This window comes from Bacillus sp. PK6-026, from assembly GCF_054161455.1.
In genome coordinates, this window is the sequence record NZ_CP096418.1 from 2,630,769 (window position 1) to 2,648,583 (window position 17,815).

Consider the following 17,815-nt stretch of genomic DNA (forward strand, 5'->3'; position numbering starts at 1 on the left):
CTCTCCCGCCTCATCATCAAAGAGGCGCACATCGCTTTAGAAAAAAAAGTTCAACAAAAAGTTGAACTTTTCACGCTTACTTTTTCGTTTCTCCGCCGAACCATTTTTCTTTCAGCTTTTCAAGTTCTCCGCTTTTCTCCATTTCTTCAAGCGCTTTGTTGAACTTCTCGGTCAAATCGCTTCCCTTTTTGAAGGCGATCGCGGAGCCGGCTTTTTCATCCGGTTCTTTCGGCAGATTGTAGCCAACCAGTTCTTCATTTTTATTAATATATTTTTCGGCAACGATATCCTCTATGATTGCTGCGTCAAAGCGGCCCGCTTTGATTTCTTCGGTTAAATCCGAAATGCGGTTGCGGTTTTCAACTTTTAAATTATAATCCGGCGTAAGCTCCTTCGCTTTTTCTTCCTGAATGGAGCCAAGCTGCACGCCGACCGTTTTTCCTTTCAAATCGTCAAGCGATTTGATGCCGCTTGATTTTTTTGTAACGATCATGTTGTGAGCCGTATAATAGACGTTTGAAAAATCGACCTGTTTTTTGCGTTTAGGCGTCGGCGTCATTCCTGAAAGCACGATGTCGACTTTGTTTGTTTTAAGAGCGGTCACCAGGCCGTTGAAGTCCATGTCTTTCACTTCGATTTCATGGCCCGTTTTTTTAGCCAGTGCATTGGCCAGATCAACATCAAAACCGACAATCTTATCTCCGTCTTTCGATTCAAAAGGCGGGTAATCGGCTGAAGTTCCCATCACCAATGTTTTTTTATCAGCAGAACTGCTGCTCGTCCCGCATGCAGTCAATGCAAATGTGACACATGCTGCCACTACCAGTAACATCCATTTTTTCATGTTGTGTATCCCCCTGAACCTTTTTTGAATATTTATTCGTTGATATGTATTTTAAACATTTTCTAGGCCAGATGCAATACCATTTTGAAAAATAACTGAAAAACCTTCAAACAAGCATTTAAATACCAATTGAAAGCCTGTGTTTTTATCTTTCTGATTGCATATAAAAAGAATTTTTATACACAAAAAAAGCCTGCCACTGTTTTGGCAGGCGGTATTTCCTTTACCTTATACTTCTTCACAGTATTCTTCAAACAATCCTTGAAGCTTAGTGATGACAGCCATCGGCTCATAGCCTTCAATTTCATGGCGTTCGACCATTTTTAAAATCTTGCCGTCTTTTAAAAGGGCGAATGACGGAGAAGAAGGCGGATATCCTTCAAAATATCCCCTTGCTCGAGCCGTCGCTTCTTTGTCTTGTCCGGCAAAAACGGTGACGAGATGATCCGGGCGCTTATCGTAATGAACCGCATGATGTGCGGCTGGCCTTGCAATTCCCCCTGCACAGCCGCAGACGGAGTTGACCATCACAAGCGTAGTCCCTTTTTTCGTGAGCGCTTCATCGACCTCTTCAGGCGTTTTCAATTCGGTGTAGCCGGCAGCCGTTATTTCCTGTCTGGCTTGGCGCACGACATCATTCATAAACAGATTAAAATCCATGTTCACTTTAAGATCTCTCCTTTTTAGCCGCCTTTAGCATGATGCTAAAGGCGCTGTTTGCTCATCTGTTCTAATGATACTTTGAAACCGTCCGAACCGCAAATCAGGCGATTCGTGTTCCTTCAGGTTTATGGCACGGGCAGCCCGGGGAAAAATAAGTAAAGACTCTATCAAATAAAGGAGCACCTTTATGAACCGAAAGAAAGCAATGCTGATTTACAACGGAAATGCAGGACAAAAAAATGTTGAAAAAACACTGGGTGCTGCCGTACCTGTTCTTTCACAGGCTATAGACGAACTCATCGTAAAACCGACGAGAAAGAAACGTGATGCATTCGAATTTTGCCGAAAGATCGGGGAGGATATCGGGCAATTGTTTATATTAGGCGGTGACGGAACGGTGCACGAATGCATTAACGGCATCAGCCAGCTTCAAACGAAGCCAGATATCGGCATTCTCCCGGGCGGCACATGCAACGACTTTTCGAGGGCGCTCCGCATTCCCCAGAACATTGAAAAAGCGGCGGAAGCGCTCGTCAATGGAAAACCTGTCCCGGTCGATGTGTTAAAAGCAAATGATCATTATTGTCTCAACTTCTGGGGCATCGGATTGATTACGGAAGCTTCCACCCATATCAATCAAACGGAAAAAGCGCTGCTCGGGAGAATCAGTTATTTTACAAGCGCACTGCGGACCATCTCCAATCTTGAGCCTTTCTCTTTCCGCCTGTCGATCGACGGAGAAGAGTTTACTGACGAAGCGGTCATGGTGGTCGTGCTGAACGGACCATTTATCGGAACAAACAAGATCCCCCTTCCGCAGCTGAGCATTAACGACGGAAAAGCGGACATCCTCGTCTGCCGGAATACGAATTTGGCTGCATTGAAAGAACTTTTTGCAATGGATGATCCCGAATGGGATTCCTTTGCAGGCGAGCTCTCCTATTATCAGGGGCAAACCGTTGAAGTTGAAACCGCCCTCCCAATGGAAGCCGATACAGACGGCGAAATCTGCACAAAAACGCCGGCTTCAATCGAGGTGCTAAACGGACATCTCCGCATGCTCGCCCCCTTAGAAAAAGAAAAGAGCTGACCCTTAACGGGCCAGCTCTTCTTTTTTAATAAATGGAAGTATGATCATCGATTTGTTCCAAAATCTCTTTCACACGGGCAAGGAATCTGCCGCAAACGAGGCCGTCAAGCACTCTGTGGTCTAGGGATAAGCACAGGTTCACCATATCTCTGACCGCGATCATGCCATGCTCCATGACGACAGGACGCTTGACGATCGATTCAACCTGCAGGATGGCCGCCTGCGGATGGTTGATGATCCCCATTGACTGAACCGACCCGAACGAACCGGTATTGTTGACCGTGAACGTACCTCCGCTCATATCCCCGCTCGTCAGCTTGCCGCTTCTGACCTTATGAGCCAGTTCGGAGATTTCTCTCGCGATGCCTTTAATCGTTTTTTCATCGGCATGCTTGATGACAGGAACGTACAGCGCATCGTCAGTCGCTACTGCAATTGAGATGTTGATGTCTTTTTTCTGAATGATTTTATCTCCGGCCCACATGCTGTTCATTTGCGGGAATTCCTTCAGCGCCTGTGCGACCGCTTTGACAAAGAACGCGAAAAAGGTCAGGCTGAAGCCCTCTTTCTTCTTAAATTCGTCCTTTATTTTGTTGCGGTAGCTCACAAGACTTGTGACATCCACTTCCATCATCGTCCAGGCATGAGGGATTTCATGCTTGCTTCTGACCATATTGGTCGCAATCGCATGACGGATTCCGGTCACAGGAATCTCGACGTCTCCAGCCGCACTTTGAGGCGGTGCAGCTTGAGGGGCGGCTTGCGCCGGCTTTTGGACGGGTTCACTCGCTCCCGCGGCATTTGTATCCGGCTGTTTTTCCGGCGCCGCATCAGCTTGAGGAGCAGCTCCGGAAGCAATGATGCGCTGGATGTCTTTTCTGGTGATCCGTCCGCCGGCACCGGTACCTTCCACCTGCTCCAAATCAATGTTGTGCTCACCGGCAAGTCTCAGCACCGCCGGGGAATAACGTTTTTTCTGAGATGTATCTTTTTCCTCCGGTTTGGCCGGCTCCGCTTCCGCTTGATCCAGATTGGAAACAGCCTCAGCCTCCGGTTTCGCTTCTTCGTTTGTTTCGACTTTGCAGATGACGTCTCCGACTTGCAGAGTTTCGCCTTCTTTCCCGACAAGCTCGGTAATCGTTCCCGTGAACGATGAAGGGACTTCAGCATTGACCTTATCCGTCATCACTTCAGCAATCGGATCGTATTTGTTGACGTGATCTCCGACGCTGACAAGCCATTTGCTGATGGTTCCCTCCGTCACGCTCTCTCCGAGCTGCGGCATTGTCATTTGTTCCACTGCCATACGATATGTCCTCCTTCGCTATATTAAAACTCGGCCAATTCTCTCATTGCTGCTTCTGCTTTATCCGGATTGACCATAAAGAATTTTTCCATTGTAGGAGCATACGGCATTGCCGGGACGTCAGGGCCCGCCAACCGCTTAATCGGCGCATCCAAATCGAACAGGCAATGCTCTGAAATGATCGCGGCTACTTCACTCATAATGCTGCCTTCCTTCGTATCCTCGGTCATCAGAAGCACTTTGCCCGTTTTGGAAGCCGCTTCAATAATCGCTTCCTGATCGAGCGGATATACTGTTCTTAAATCAAGGATATGTGCGGAAATCCCGTCTTTGGCAAGCCGCTCAGCAGCCTGAAGGGCGAAATGGACGCACAATCCGTATGTGATGACGGTAATGTCTTCGCCTTCCCGCTTCACATCCGCCTTTCCGATCGGCAGCACATAGTCGTCACTCGGCACTTCGCCCTTGATCAGCCGGTACGCACGTTTATGCTCGAAGAACAGGACAGGGTCGTCATCGCGGATGGCCGCTTTCAAAAGCCCTTTGACATCATAAGGTGTCGAAGGCATGACGATTTTCAGCCCGGGCTGGTTGGCAAATACGGATTCAACTGACTGAGAATGGTACAGCGCGCCGTGCACGCCTCCGCCGTAAGGTGCGCGGATGACGATCGGACAATTCCAGTCATTGTTGGAGCGGTAGCGGATTTTTGCCGCTTCTGAAATAATCTGGTTGACAGCCGGCATGATAAAATCTGCAAACTGCATTTCGGCGACCGGTCTCATCCCGTACATGGCAGCCCCGATTCCGACGCCGGCAATTGCGGATTCCGCCAAAGGCGTGTCCATCACCCGCTCTTCGCCGAACTGGTCGTAAAGACCGGCTGTTGCCTTGAACACACCGCCTTTTTTGCCGACATCCTCCCCTAAAACAAAGACGCGGGAATCCTTTTCCATTTCTTCTTTCAAAGCCAAAGTGACAGCATCTATATATGACATAACTGGCATTGTTCTTCCCCCTTACTCCGCATAAACATGCCGCAGCGCATCTTCCGGATCTGCATAAGGTGCATGTTCAGCATAATCTGTTGCTTCATTGACGATGGTTGTGATCTCATCCGACATTTGCTTCTCAGACTGGTCGTCCAGAAGGCCTGTTTCTTTTAAGTAATGCGCGAATTTGTTAAGCGGATCATTTTTCTTCGCCTCCGCCACCTCTTCGCGCTCTCTGTAGCTTCGATCATCATCATCGCTGGAGTGCGGGGTCAGCCGGTATGATATCGTTTCGATTAATGTCGGACCTTCGCCTCTTCCGGCACGTTCCCTTGCTTCTTTAACCGCTTTGTAGACTTCAAGCGGATCATTTCCGTCAACAGTCACGCCGGGCATGCCGTAACCGACGGCACGGTCGGAAATGTTTTCACAAGCCACCTGCTTTTCGTAAGGAACCGAAATGGCGTATTTATTGTTTTCACACATGAAAATGACGGGAAGCTTATGAACGGCGGCAAAGTTCGCCCCTTCATGGAAGTCCCCCTGGTTTGAAGAGCCTTCACCGAACGTCACAAAAGTCGCGATGTCTTTCTTTTCAAGCCTTCCGGCAAGCGCTACACCCACCGCGTGCGGAACTTGCGTTGTCACTGGCGAAGAGCCCGTGACGATCCGGTTTTTCTTTTGACCGAAGTGGCTCGGCATCTGCTTTCCTCCCGAATTCGGATCCTCGGCTTTTGCAAACGCCGACAGCATTAAATCTTTTGCCGTCATGCCAAAAGCAAGGACAACGCCCATATCTCTGTAATATGGAAGCACATAATCGTTCTCACGGTCTAATGCAAATGCCGCTCCGACCTGGGCGGCTTCCTGTCCTTGACAAGAGATGACAAAAGGAATTTTGCCTGAACGGTTTAAGAGCCACATCCGCTCATCAAGTTTTCTGGCTAAAAGCATGGTTTTGTACATGTCGATTGCTTGTTCATCTGTTAATCCAACTGCTTCATGACGGTTATTGCCCATTTTTTTCACTCCTTCATGCTTTCTAAAAATGAATCGCCTTTCCATCTACGGCAAGGGCGGCTTCTCCGATCGCCTCCGACAGCGTCGGATGCGGATGGATCGTTTGTCCGACTTCCCACGGGGTGGCGTCAAGCACCTTTGCCAGACCGGCTTCAGATATCATGTCTGTCACATGCGGGCCGATCATGTGAACGCCCAAAATATCATCTGATTCGCGATCGGCGACGATTTTGACAAAGCCGTCCGTCTCACCGTACACGAGCGCTTTGCCAATCGCCTGAAACGGAAATTTGCCTACTTTGACGCTTTTGCCCTGTGCCTTCGCCTCATCCTCTGTCAAGCCGACCGATGCGGCTTCAGGACTTGAATAGATGCATTTTGAGACAAGCGAATAGTCGATGTCGTGCGGATTCTCGCCAGCAATGTGCTCAACAGCCGTAATCCCTTCATGGGAAGCAGCATGTGCAAGCTGAAGGCCGCCGATCACATCTCCGATCGCATAGATGTGGGATTCTTTTGTCTGGTACATGCTGTTTGTCGCGATAAAGCCGTTTTCCACTTGGATATCTGTGTTTTCCAGACCGATCCCTTCAACATTTGCCTGCCTTCCGACAGATACGAGCATTTTCTCAGCGGAATAGGTCTGTTTTTCTCCGTCTTTTTCCGCTTGAATGCTGACCGTATCGCCTTTCGCCAATGTGTCGGGCAGCACTTTCGCTCCCGTGATGATGGTGATGCCTTTTTTCGCCAGCTGCGTCTGCATTTCTTTAGAAATATCGGCATCTTCAGTCGGCAAAATCCGGTCTGCATACTCAATGACGGTCACGTCAACACCGAAATCGCACAGCATGGAAGCCCACTCGATTCCGATGACACCTCCTCCGACAATCAGCATGGAAGCCGGAAGCTGCTCAAGTTCAAGCGCTTCGTCGGATGACAGCACGTTTTCCCCGTCAAGCTCAAGCCCCGGCAGCGACCTGGGCCTTGAGCCTGTGGCGATGATGACGTTTTTCGGTATGAGCATCTCATTCTCATCCCCGTTTGCCATCTCAACGGAAACCGTCCCCGGCATCGGGGAAAAAATCGACGGCCCGAGAATCCGTCCGATTCCTTCGTAAACATCAATCTTTCCTTTTTTCATCAAGTGTTTGACACCGTTGTGCAGCTGGTCAATTATTTTTTGTTTTCTGCTTTGAACTTGAGAAAACCGCAGGCCGACTTCAGAAATGACCACTCCGAATTCGTCCGCCTTTTTTGCTGTCCTGTAAACTTCCGCGCTTCTTAGGAGCGCTTTCGACGGGATGCAGCCTTTATGAAGGCACGTGCCGCCGAGTTTCCGCTTTTCAACGACGGCTGTTTTCAGCCCCAGCTGCGAAGCTCTGATGGCAGCCACATAGCCGCCTGTGCCCCCTCCAAGAATCACGAGATCGTATTCAGTTGCCATGACTTTCCCTCCTCTGGTTCGGATACTGTTTCGCCTCTTCTTCGCCGTTCAATACGCGAAATGCACCTTCAGCCAATGCTTGAAGCTCATTTTCTCCCGGAAAGACGACGACATCCGAAATCCAGTCTATGTATTGTCTGATCGAGGTAACAAACGATTTTCCGTACGCCAGTCCGCCTGTCAAAATAATGACATCGACTTCGCCTTTTAAGACGGCGCTGGCCGCCCCGATTTCTTTGGCGATTTGATAAGCCATCGCTTCATAGATGAGCGCAGCCTTTTGATCGCCTTCCTTGATCATTTTCTCAACTTTAACCGCATCCGTCGTGCCGAGATAGCCGGCGAGGCCTCCGCCGCCGACTAGCATTTTCATCAGCTCGCCTTTCGTATACTTGCCGGAGAAGGCCATTTCGATCAGATCACCCGCAGGAATGGTTCCGGCCCGCTCCGGACTGAGCGGACCTTCTCCGTGGAGGCCGTTGTTGACATCGATCACCCGACCGTGGCAATGAACGCCGGTCGTAATGCCGCCTCCCATGTGGGTGATGATCATTTTCATATCTTCATACCGCTTTCCAAACTGCCAGGCCGCTTTCCTCGCGACAGCTTTTTGGTTGAGCGCGTGAAAAATACTGCGCCTTTCAATGGCCGGCGTGCCGGAAATTTTTGCGATAGGGGCCATTTCATCCACAACAACGGGGTCGACGATAAAAGCGGGAATATTTAATCCGTCGGCAATCTCCCTGGCGATGATACCCCCGAGATTTGATGCATGCTGCCCCGCATATCCGTTCTTCAAATCGGTGATCATCGCATCGTTGACTTCGTAAGTGCCGCCTTCAATCGGTCTGAGCAGCCCTCCCCGGGCGCAAACGGCATCCAATTTAGAAATATTGATTCCCTGTTCATGCAGGGTTTCGAGTATCGCCTGTTTTCTGAACGAATATTGATCAATAATGGTTTGGTATTGCTGTAACTCAGCCTCGTCATGACGGATTGATTTTTCGAAAATCGAACGGTCATCATGAAAAACGCCGATCTTTGTAGATGTTGATCCCGGATTGATGACGAGAATACGTTTTTCCTGTACCTGCATTGATATAAAACCTCCAATAGCGAATAGGGGTTATGATCTTAACGCCTGCTTAAAATGTGATGGCCGTTTTGCAAAAATTGACTTCTCGATTGGCGCATGCGCTCAATACGCTCTTCCGCCAGGCGGTCTGCGGCCAAGTATGTCGGAATGCGGTCGCGTTTTGAAATTTCAAGGACGCGTTCAATATTTCCGTAGATGCCTTCGACTTTTTTCAGCGCGCGCTCTGAATTATAGCCGTAAAGCTCGTCAGCGACATTGATGACGCCGCCGGCATTGATGACATAGTCAGGGGCATAAACGATACCCATGTCGTGGATTTGATCCCCGTGGCGCGTTTCTTTCAGCTGATTGTTGGCTGCCCCGGCAATCACTTTGGCTTTCAGCTGCGGAATCGTATCATCGTTGATTGTCGCTCCCAGAGCACACGGTGCATATATATCGCACTCCTGTGAATAAATATCATCCGGATCGACGGCACGGGCGCCGAATTCGGCGACTGCGCGTTCGACCGCTTCTTTATTGATGTCGGTCACGATCAGTTTCGCGCCTTCTTCGTGGAGATGACGGCACAGATTGTATGCCACGTTTCCGACCCCTTGGACAGCAACGGTTTTTCCTTCAAGCGAATCTGTCCCGAAGGCCTCTTTTGCCGCAGCCTTCATCCCTTTATATACCCCGTAAGCCGTTACCGGGGAAGGATTGCCAGATGAACCGAAAGCAGGCGAAATGCCTGTAACAAAATCAGTTTCGTCATGAATGATGTCCATATCTTCAACGGTTGTACCGACGTCTTCCGCGGTGATGTATCTGCCGTTCAGCCCTTGAATGTAACGGCCGAAAGCGCGGAACATTTCTTCGTTTTTATCTTTGCGCGGATCGCCGATAATAACGGTTTTGCCTCCTCCGAGGTTCAGTCCGGCCGCCGCGTTTTTATAGGTCATTCCCCGCGCAAGGCGCAGCGCATCTTCAATTGCGGCTTCTTCACTTTCATATGTCCACATTCTCGTGCCGCCGAGAGCCGGCCCGAGCGTCGTATCATGAATCGCGATGATCGCTTTTAATCCGGACTGTTTATCTTGGCAAAATACCAATTGCTCATAGTCATACTGTTCCATATATCGAAATAGTTCCATTTTTTATTCCTCCTCTTGTCGTGCTTCAGACGTACACAGCGCCAAAGCAATCGAATACAGCTTGTTTTCTGCGGAATCGGCCCTGCTTGTCAAGGCGATGGGCGCTTTTGCCCCTGCCAAAATGGCTCCCACTTTCGCACCCGCAAAATGAATCAATGATTTGTAAAGGACATTGCCTGTTTCAATTGAAGGAACAAGCAGGATGTCAGCCTCGCCCGCAACGATTCCGGAAATGTTTTTATGCCGGGCGGCAAGCGGTGAGATCGCGTTATCCAACGCAAGAGGCCCGTCAACGATGCAATTTTTGATTTGGCCCCGATGATTCATCTGCGTCAAGGCAGCTGCATTTAATGTCGCTTCCATTGCGGGATTCACCGTTTCCACCGCGGCGAGGCAAGCGGCTTTCGGCATTTGCACGCCGACCGCTCTCGCCACGCCGACTGCGTTTTCTAAAATTTGTTTCAGCTCATCAAGCTTGGGGCTGATATTCATTGCCGCATCTGTTACATAAATCAGCCTCTCAAACCCGCTGACTTCAAAAGCTGCTACATGTGACAGCACATGCGAGGAACGGAGCCCGTACTCTTTATTCAAAACGGCTTTTAATAGCACGGCTGTCGGGACATTCCCCTTCATGAGAACATCAGCATTTCCGCTTTTGACAGCTTGAACGGCAATTCTCGCCGAATCCGCCGGCGATTCCGAATGAATGATATCCACGTGCCGTTTTGAAATGTTCTGTTCTGTCATCATATGCCTGATCTTTTCTCTGTGCCCAATCAACAAGAACCGGGCAAATTGTTTGTCGACCGCAAGTTTGACTGCTTGCAGCACTTCGTCATCTTCTGCATGTGCGACGGCGACCGTTTTATTGTCTAGCTCCGCCGCTTTTTGCAATAATTGTTTCAGCTTCATAGTACCCACCTTTCTTAGCAAACATCCGCCCACTATATCATGCAAGTTTCGTGCCAGTATAAAAAAGCGGTTCGGTACTGTGATCCTGTTTTACAGTTTGCATGATTTTGCACTCGTTTTGCAATTTATTGCATGCTATCTTTTGCAAGATTGTATTTATCCATTTTGTAATAGAGATTGCGGATACTGATTCCAAGCGCTTTCGCCGTTTTCGTTCTGTTGTATTGATGCTTTTCAAGCGTTTCTTTTATGACATGAGCTTCAAACCGTTCAACCGCATCAGACAGCTTTTCCTCTTCAATCTCAGGGAAAGCTGCTCCGGCTTCCACCTTTTTTTTCGGACGGTCTGCTTCAGGCAGGTGTTCGAGATCAATCCATTCCATTTGCGGTTTTAAAAAGATCATCGCCCGCTCAAGGACATTTTCAAGCTCTCTGACATTCCCCGGCCACTTCCGTGCTTTTAACGATTTGAGTGCGTTTTTCGTGAGCCCCTTTACATTGCGTCCGTATTCTTGATTGATCTTCCCAATCAAATGCCTGCTCAAGGCTTCGATATCCTCTTTCCGCTGCCTGAGCGGCGGAATTGATATCGGATAGCGATTGATCCGGTAGTACAAGTCTTCGCGAAACCTGCCCTCAGCGAGCGCTTTTTCAATATTGACGTTTGTCGCTGCGATGACCCGGACGTTCACAGAAATCGGTTTGGTCCCGCCGACTCTGACAATTTCTTTTTCCTGAAGAACGCGGAGGAGCTTCGCTTGTGTGTTTTGCGTGAGCTCTCCGATTTCATCCAAGAAAATGCTGCCGTTGTTCGCCTCTTCAAAAAATCCTTTTTTGCCGCCGCGGCGCGCGCCTGAAAAAGCGCCTTCTTCATAGCCGAACAGCTCTGATTCAAGCAGTGATTCCGAAATGGCCGCACAATTGACGCGAACAAACTTATTATACTTTCGGTCACTTTCGTTATGTATGGCATGGGCAAAAAGCTCTTTCCCCGTTCCCGATTCGCCTCTCAGCAAAATCGTCGCAGGCGTCTTCGCCCCCAATTTCGCCTGTTCCAGCGCGACGAGCATCTGCTCGCTTGAACCGATGATGTCGGCAAATGTATATTTCGCCTCGAGTGTACGGATAATCTGGCGCGCTCTGTTCAGCTCGTTTGTGAGCGATTGAATTTCAGATACATCGTGAATAACACCGACGCTCCCTTTTAAAATACCGTCAACAATAATCGGCGCGACATTGACGATCACTTCTTTTTTATTGGGGCCGACTTTCATTCTGACCCCTCTGACAGGGCGCCTCGTTTCAAGCACTTTCAAATGCATGCTTTCACCTTCGGATATGTCGGTATTGGCCGGCTTCCCGATCACCTGGTCTTTTGTCAGGCCCGTCATCTTTGTATACGCCCTGTTGATCATCATCCCGTTTCCGTTTTCATCAACGACCGATATCGCTTCATCCGAAGATTGAATGATCGCTTCAAGCATCGTTCTGACTTCCTTCAGGTTGGTCACCTCTTCAGCCAGCTCGACCGCATCGGTAATGTCCTTAAATATGCTAAGCGCCCCGAGCAGCGTCCCTCCGTCATCGATAATCGGAATTCTGGTCGTGACGATCTGCCTGTTCGGATGGAGAAATTGTTTTTGATGATACTCAGGCTCTCTCGTATTGAGAATGCGCGGCAGCTTCGTCGTCGGGATCACGCTTTGAATATGCTGGCCGATCGCTTCAGTGCGCTTTGTCCCGGTCATCACTTCCGCCATTTTGTTAAACAAAATGATCTCTTCGTTAATGTCGATAAAAATCATGCCGTCATTCATAGAGTTGAAAATACGGTCGTGTTTATACGTCTGCTCTTTTAACATTTGGATGAGCTGCTGCTTTTCGTTCATCAGCTGAGAGATGATATAAGCGAGCGATCCCGGCACCACGATCGTACTGTCGTGCTTTTTTCGCATCAGTTGCTTTAATACACCGGCGTCTCCGGTCGTTTCAATGATGATATCGATCTGTTCTGTGATGTACGGCGCCCAATCGAGCGCCGTTTCGATATCGTTTTTTTGCGCGATGAAAAGCCCGGGAGCTTCCGGATTTTTATCGATGACCGCCTCGATATGCATCGTCTTTGTTTTCAGCAGCACATCCAAGAGAGCAGTCCCCCCTTTTCCAGCACCAACGATCAGTACTTTTTGCATCATCCCTTTACCCCTTTGTATGAAAAATTTTGCACACTATCACGTTCACTTGCAACAATTTGCACAACATCTATGTTATCATGTTTTCCTTTCTTGACAAACTTTTTTTTCAAATAGACAATAAAGGTAAATCTTTGGTAAGGGGATTCGTGTATGGGGAGAATGATCGCACTGCTCGTTTTGCTGATACCGGGAGGCCTGGCTGCTCTCGGAATTAAATTGATGCGCGACACTGTTTTCGGCGTTTTGATCAGCCCGTTTCAGATCCTTTGGCTTCAGGGGCTGGCGGGGTTCATATGCTTCGCAGGCGGCCTTTATTTATTAGGCGGATTTATTCTATACAGAGACAGAAAACGCAACCAAGTAAGCCCCCGCTTTAGAAAAAAGCAGAGCGGCCGCGAGGTGTGATCTCTGCGAACGGAAAGCAAAAAGCCGCAGATATTGTCTGCGGCTTTCAGATTGTTGACAAAATCCCAAAACGACTTTTAGTTTTGGGATTTTGTAATCCTTTCAGCGTGTCACATCTTGGCTTTTATTTTTAACGCTTTTTCGGGAAAATCGGTGAAGAAACCGTCAATTCCTTCAGCAATCAGCTTTTTCATCTCCTCTTCACGGTTGATGGTGAACGGCCGGACCGCTTTTTGTTTCAAATGGGCGTTTTTGATCATGTCAACCGACATTGAACGGCGATACGGATGAAATCCTGCAGCCGGAATCATTTCAATGTACTCCTCAGGCTTGTAGATGACATCCATGTAAAGCGCGGCCAACTCGATACTTGGATTCAATCTGCTGCATAACGCAAGGCTTTCATGATTAAATGATGAAAGAATGATCCGGTCTTGAAGGCCGTACGCTTCAATCATCGACATCACCTTTTCTTCCATTCCTTCATAACGGATAATGCTGTTTTTCAATTCTACATTGAGAAGAAATTCAGCATCTGCCGCCCACTCAAACACTTCTTCAAGGGTCGGTACCGGGACAGAGCCGGTTTTTTCGGAAAAACGGTGGCTTGCGTCTCCGCGCTTGATCTCCGCATATGTAAGATCCTTTACATATCCTTTCAGCGAAGTCGTCCTGTCAAGCTTTTCATCATGTATTACAACAAGACGTCCGTCTTTTGCCATTTGTACATCCAATTCGATGCCGTCTGCACCGATGGCCGCCGCCTGCTTAAACGCCTCCATTGTATTTTCGGGAAAAGTGCCTGAAGCTCCTCGGTGTGCAAATATTTTCGTCATTTCTGGTTCACCTCTACAAGAATTGCAAGTTTATATCCCATTATGAAGGTCTTACTGTTTTCTTTCCACACATAAGGCCTTTTTTAACATAAACATAACACAAGAACCCCGGTCTTATACCGGGGCCCCTATTGTTATTCATAATAAGCTGTGACAGCGTCAGCAATCGCGTCTGCCGCTTTTTCCTGATATTCCGGACTTTCGAGTTTAGCTGCATCAGTTTTGTTCGTGATAAAGCCGAGTTCGACTAAAACACTCGGCATTTGAGAATTTTTGATGACATAAAACCCTGATTCTTTTACACCTCTGTCCCGAGTGCCAAGCGCATCCGGAAGGCGTTCTTGAATGTTAGACGCCAGGCGTTCGCTGTCAGCGGCTTGATAGGCAGAATCGAAGTATGTTTCTGTACCTGACGCTTCAGGGACGGCCGAGTTTGCATGAATGCTGATCAGCAAGTCCGAAGCGTGCTTGCTCGCTTTGGCCACCCGGTCTTCCAGCGTCAAAAACGTATCATCCGTTCTTGAGGCGACTGTGGCAGCTCCCTCTTCTTTCAGTTTTTCATCAACCAGCTTTGCCACTTCAAGATTGACATCTTTCTCAAGCAGCCCGTTTCCGACCGCGCCGCTGTCTTCGCCCCCGTGACCTGCGTCAACATATACCGTCTTACCGGAAAGCGGCTCAGCTGCAAAAGCAGCTGGAAAAACCGCAATAAACGAAAACAGCAGCAAAACTAAACTCCTCATTAACAGTTTCACGATTAGTTCCTCCTACAATCCCTTTTTGCAAACGATCATTCTTTCTCTTTCATATCTTCAAGCTGTAATGTTCCGTCCTCTGTTTTCGTGTACTTCACTTCCACCTTTGTATCATCCTTGATCCCCTTATATTTATCCCGTTTTTCGGGAGGGACCTGAAACGTCGTTTCTTTACCGTCAATATTGACGGCGACGGTATGCTGATCCGCCAAACCGACAAAGGTGCCTTCTTTCACAAACGTTTCCCCGCCTGTTCCTTTTCGGCTCTCATTATGTTGCGTTGTCCCGCAGCCTGCCAATAGCAGCATAGCGAACAAAACAAGGATGACTCCTTTTTTCATGTCGACCACCTCGCCCGCTGAATTTTTTACACCCCGTACCTTATCTTTAATACCCGGCGGCTGTAAAGCAGGCCACGCCAGCAGATATTCGCCCGTTTTATCCGTCCAACGCCCCAGGGATTTCCGAATTGTTAGAAGCCATCCGCTCAAAAACGTCTGTGAAAAACGGTCTACCCAAGGCGAAAAATGGTTGTCATCTGGAAGAAATCAGATCTATTTCATCATTTTTATTTTTTTGTATAAAAAAACGTCTTTTTTCATAAGAAAAAAGACGTTTCATGCGGCTTTCGCTTTATATGATTCAGTCTATGACGCCAATGCACCGGGCGTGAGACAAACTTTGAAAAATAGACGGATACACCGAAAGCTGGCTGCGTGCTATGTGGCTTTTATCAGAACTTGCAGGAATGCATTTTTTAAAGCCCGGCTGCTTCATGACAACATTTAGTCCTTCATAGCGGATGATTTAGCAGCGCTGCTCCTTCCGCAGTTCTCATGCTTATATTTGCTGCTGCAGAGCCTGCTTCCGGTCCATTGTTGACGGCGCCTCTTTAATCTTTTTGGCAGGCACACCGGCTATTGTAATGTTTTCCTCAGTGAAAGATTTGTTGACTACGGCGTTTGCGCCAATCGAAATGCCGTCGGCAATGTGAATGCTGCCAAAGAGCTTTGCTCCAGGCCCGATCCAGACATTGTCTCCGATTGTTGGAACATCGTGGTGAGCGTGATTTTGCCCGATGTTAACTCCTTGATGAATGTCACAGTTTGCACCTATTTTTGCATTGCTGTTTACGATGAGCAATCCGTAATGGTTGATCCTCAACCCCGGACCGAAAACATTCACCGGGATGTCAAATCCGAGCTTCAATCCTCTCTTTTTATGCAGATACCGGTAAACATGCTTGAACACCTTGGAGTTGGCATTTGAGTAATATTCATGTTTGCGCAAGGCTATCTGATACTTCCAAATATCATCGCCAAACCATTTAGGCCTTTTTCGACTTGAGATTCCTAACGCTTTCTTGTCTTGTTCGAGATAATAGCGAAGATCTGTTTTCGTAAAGATCATCATACCACCTGCTTATTTCATACTTTTAACTCGAGATTGGCTTTTTCGAAAGGTTTTACATTCTCCGCCATCTATTTCCGTGAAATTACTAAAAGGAAAACAAAAAAAGGGGGAGCCCCCCTTTTTTGTTCATCCTTCGTAAAAACCAACCCAAGTGTTAAAAACATTACTGTAAAATTTCCCTTTGAAATACCATGTTCCATCGCTATCAGAAAATTTGTTACTGAAAACTCCTGAAGAAGATTTTACACATTTTGATGATTTGCTGCTTTTGAATGAGCTTGGCAAGTCACTTGGACAATTGATGTATTGAGCAGTCGGATGTGCAATCACCTCAGATGAATGCGGTGCAGCAAATACCGGCGCTGTAGAAATAAGTAAACCAACAGCCAGAGTCGTACCAGTTAATAATTTATTGACTTTCATTTTAAAACAACTCCTTTTCCATTTATTTCATTTCGATTTCATCATATAACAAACAGGCATGTCTAAAAAGTGCACAAATTACAATATTTTGGTATTTTTTGATAAGCTGTTAGGCTGACTTTACACAATACACACCGTGCTGAAACACAAACAGTACATTTAAGAGCAAAAAAACAGCCTCGTTTATAAAAACGAGACCTTCAAATACTGTATGAAACCCTTCGGATCGCAATTCATCGCAATAAGGACGAAAAATTCATCGGAATTACGATAAACTATTCGTTAGAAACAGGTCGGCAATTCAACGGTAAATCTTCGTCAAAACCGCGCCATGTCAACGTTTAAGAAGCCTTATGCTCCAGTCTCAGCTTGTCTGCGACCATCGCGATGAATTCTGAATTCGTCGGCTTGGCTTTTGACATGCTGACTGTGTAGCCGAAAAGTGACGAAATCGAGTCGATATTGCCTCTGCTCCATGCGACTTCGATGGCGTGGCGAATCGCCCGTTCGACTCGGCTTGCAGTCGTGTTGAATTTTTTGGCGATATCCGGATAAAGCACTTTTGTAATGCTTCCGAGCAGTTCGATGTCGTTATACACCATGGAGATGGCTTCCCTTAAGTATAAATAGCCTTTTATATGAGCGGGCACGCCGATTTCGTGGATGATGGTCGTAATGCTGGCGTCCAGGTTTTTCTTCGGCGATTCCGACTGCGGCCGAAGCACACTGCTTTGAGAAGACGGGGCACGGTGTGTCAATTGAGATCCGTTTCCGCTGACCTGGCGGATATGGCCGACTAAGTTCTCCATGTCAAAAGGCTTCAAAATAAAATACGACGCGCCCAAATCTACAGCTTTTTTCGTCACGTCTTCCTGACCGAACGCCGTCAGCATGATGACATTCGGCTGCTTTTTAAGCTGCGATTCCCTCAGCCTTTCAAGAACGGCCAATCCGTCGAGGTGAGGCATGATAATATCCAGCACAAGCACATCGGGCTCCTTGTCTTTAAACAACGAAAGGCATTCCTGTCCGTTGTATGCGACACCAAGTACTTCCATGTCGCTTTGTCCCTCGATATATTCGCTTAATAGGCCGACAAGCTCCCTGTTATCATCAGCAACACATACTTTAATTTTCTCCACGTTTCTTCCTCCCCAATGTGTATGTTGATAAATTTCATCATTCTTTTCTAATATGTTTAATTCGACAGCACCACTTTATTCCCTTTTTTTAAAAAGGATTTTTCCAATAATAGTGGTATCTCTCGCTTTTTCTCTGTTTTTTT

At 47.7% G+C, this 17,815-nt stretch carries 18 protein-coding genes; 2 read left to right on the forward strand and 16 right to left on the reverse strand.

Annotated elements, in window-relative coordinates:
* Positions 1-76: 76 nt before the first annotated feature.
* Together M1D59_RS13275 and M1D59_RS13280 are read right to left on the reverse strand one after the other, a co-directional pair.
* Positions 77-844, reverse strand: a complete 768-nt coding sequence (locus tag M1D59_RS13275) for a transporter substrate-binding domain-containing protein (RefSeq protein WP_023855152.1) — start codon at positions 842-844, stop codon at positions 77-79.
* A gap of 228 nt (positions 845-1,072) precedes the next feature.
* Positions 1,073-1,510, reverse strand: a complete 438-nt coding sequence (locus M1D59_RS13280) for a BrxA/BrxB family bacilliredoxin (protein WP_023855153.1) — start codon at positions 1,508-1,510, stop codon at positions 1,073-1,075.
* A 184-nt stretch (positions 1,511-1,694) separates the two neighbouring features.
* On the opposite strand from M1D59_RS13280, the gene M1D59_RS13285 reads away from it, so the two are divergent.
* Positions 1,695-2,597 (forward strand): YegS/Rv2252/BmrU family lipid kinase, encoded by a 903-nt coding sequence (locus M1D59_RS13285; protein WP_020452112.1) that lies wholly within the window; start codon positions 1,695-1,697, stop codon positions 2,595-2,597.
* A gap of 25 nt (positions 2,598-2,622) precedes the next feature.
* Here M1D59_RS13285 and M1D59_RS13290 read toward each other — a convergent pair whose 3' ends face one another.
* The 8 genes from M1D59_RS13290 to M1D59_RS13325 all read right to left on the reverse strand — a co-directional run bounded on the left by M1D59_RS13290 (position 2,623) and on the right by M1D59_RS13325 (position 12,695).
* On the reverse strand, positions 2,623-3,903 hold the full coding sequence (locus tag M1D59_RS13290) for a dihydrolipoamide acetyltransferase family protein (protein WP_025811177.1): 1,281 nt from the start codon (positions 3,901-3,903) through the stop codon (positions 2,623-2,625).
* A gap of 23 nt (positions 3,904-3,926) precedes the next feature.
* Positions 3,927-4,910, reverse strand: coding sequence for an alpha-ketoacid dehydrogenase subunit beta (locus M1D59_RS13295; protein WP_020452114.1), 984 nt, complete (start codon positions 4,908-4,910; stop codon positions 3,927-3,929).
* A 12-nt stretch (positions 4,911-4,922) separates the two neighbouring features.
* Positions 4,923-5,915 carry a thiamine pyrophosphate-dependent dehydrogenase E1 component subunit alpha gene (locus M1D59_RS13300; protein WP_020452115.1) on the reverse strand — a complete coding sequence of 331 codons (993 nt, stop codon included), beginning with the start codon at positions 5,913-5,915 and terminating at the stop codon, positions 4,923-4,925.
* 22 nt (positions 5,916-5,937) lie between these two features.
* Complete coding sequence (gene lpdA / locus M1D59_RS13305) at positions 5,938-7,359, reverse strand: dihydrolipoyl dehydrogenase (RefSeq protein ID WP_020452116.1); 1,422 nt, start codon at positions 7,357-7,359, stop codon at positions 5,938-5,940.
* Positions 7,349-8,455 carry a butyrate kinase gene (buk, locus tag M1D59_RS13310; RefSeq protein WP_023855156.1) on the reverse strand — a complete coding sequence of 369 codons (1,107 nt, stop codon included), beginning with the start codon at positions 8,453-8,455 and terminating at the stop codon, positions 7,349-7,351. The genes lpdA and buk overlap by 11 nt, the downstream gene beginning before the upstream one ends.
* 38 nt (positions 8,456-8,493) lie before the next feature.
* The gene (gene bcd, locus M1D59_RS13315; RefSeq protein ID WP_020452118.1) at positions 8,494-9,588 is read right to left on the reverse strand and encodes a branched-chain amino acid dehydrogenase; all 1,095 of its coding nucleotides are present in this window, start codon (positions 9,586-9,588) and stop codon (positions 8,494-8,496) included.
* A gap of 3 nt (positions 9,589-9,591) precedes the next feature.
* Positions 9,592-10,503, reverse strand: a complete 912-nt coding sequence (yqiS, locus tag M1D59_RS13320) for a phosphate butyryltransferase (RefSeq protein ID WP_023855157.1) — start codon at positions 10,501-10,503, stop codon at positions 9,592-9,594.
* Between the two features lie 125 nt (positions 10,504-10,628).
* The gene (locus M1D59_RS13325; protein ID WP_023855158.1) at positions 10,629-12,695 is read right to left on the reverse strand and encodes a sigma-54 interaction domain-containing protein; all 2,067 of its coding nucleotides are present in this window, start codon (positions 12,693-12,695) and stop codon (positions 10,629-10,631) included.
* A 153-nt stretch (positions 12,696-12,848) separates the two neighbouring features.
* Between M1D59_RS13325 and M1D59_RS13330 the strand changes: the two genes are divergently transcribed.
* Positions 12,849-13,103: a DUF2627 domain-containing protein gene (locus M1D59_RS13330; protein ID WP_020452121.1), complete on the forward strand. Its 255-nt coding sequence runs from the start codon at positions 12,849-12,851 to the stop codon at positions 13,101-13,103.
* A 110-nt stretch (positions 13,104-13,213) separates the two neighbouring features.
* Here M1D59_RS13330 and M1D59_RS13335 read toward each other — a convergent pair whose 3' ends face one another.
* The 6 genes from M1D59_RS13335 to spo0A form a co-directional block, all read right to left on the reverse strand.
* Positions 13,214-13,939, reverse strand: a complete 726-nt coding sequence (locus M1D59_RS13335) for a glycerophosphodiester phosphodiesterase (protein ID WP_197407168.1) — start codon at positions 13,937-13,939, stop codon at positions 13,214-13,216.
* 134 nt (positions 13,940-14,073) lie between these two features.
* A complete protein-coding gene (locus tag M1D59_RS13340) occupies positions 14,074-14,694 on the reverse strand; it encodes an N-acetylmuramoyl-L-alanine amidase family protein (protein ID WP_020452123.1) in 621 nt (206 codons plus the stop codon).
* A 35-nt stretch (positions 14,695-14,729) separates the two neighbouring features.
* Positions 14,730-15,035, reverse strand: a complete 306-nt coding sequence (locus M1D59_RS13345; RefSeq protein ID WP_020452124.1) for a membrane lipoprotein lipid attachment site-containing protein — start codon at positions 15,033-15,035, stop codon at positions 14,730-14,732.
* Between the two features lie 499 nt (positions 15,036-15,534).
* Entirely contained in the window at positions 15,535-16,104 is a 570-nt protein-coding gene (locus M1D59_RS13350) for a serine O-acetyltransferase (RefSeq protein WP_020452125.1), read from the reverse strand.
* 129 nt (positions 16,105-16,233) lie between these two features.
* Positions 16,234-16,530: an antimicrobial peptide LCI gene (locus M1D59_RS13355; RefSeq protein WP_020452126.1), complete on the reverse strand. Its 297-nt coding sequence runs from the start codon at positions 16,528-16,530 to the stop codon at positions 16,234-16,236.
* 341 nt (positions 16,531-16,871) lie between these two features.
* Complete coding sequence (spo0A, locus tag M1D59_RS13360) at positions 16,872-17,672, reverse strand: sporulation transcription factor Spo0A (RefSeq protein WP_075213036.1); 801 nt, start codon at positions 17,670-17,672, stop codon at positions 16,872-16,874.
* Between the last annotated feature and the right edge of the window lie 143 nt (positions 17,673-17,815).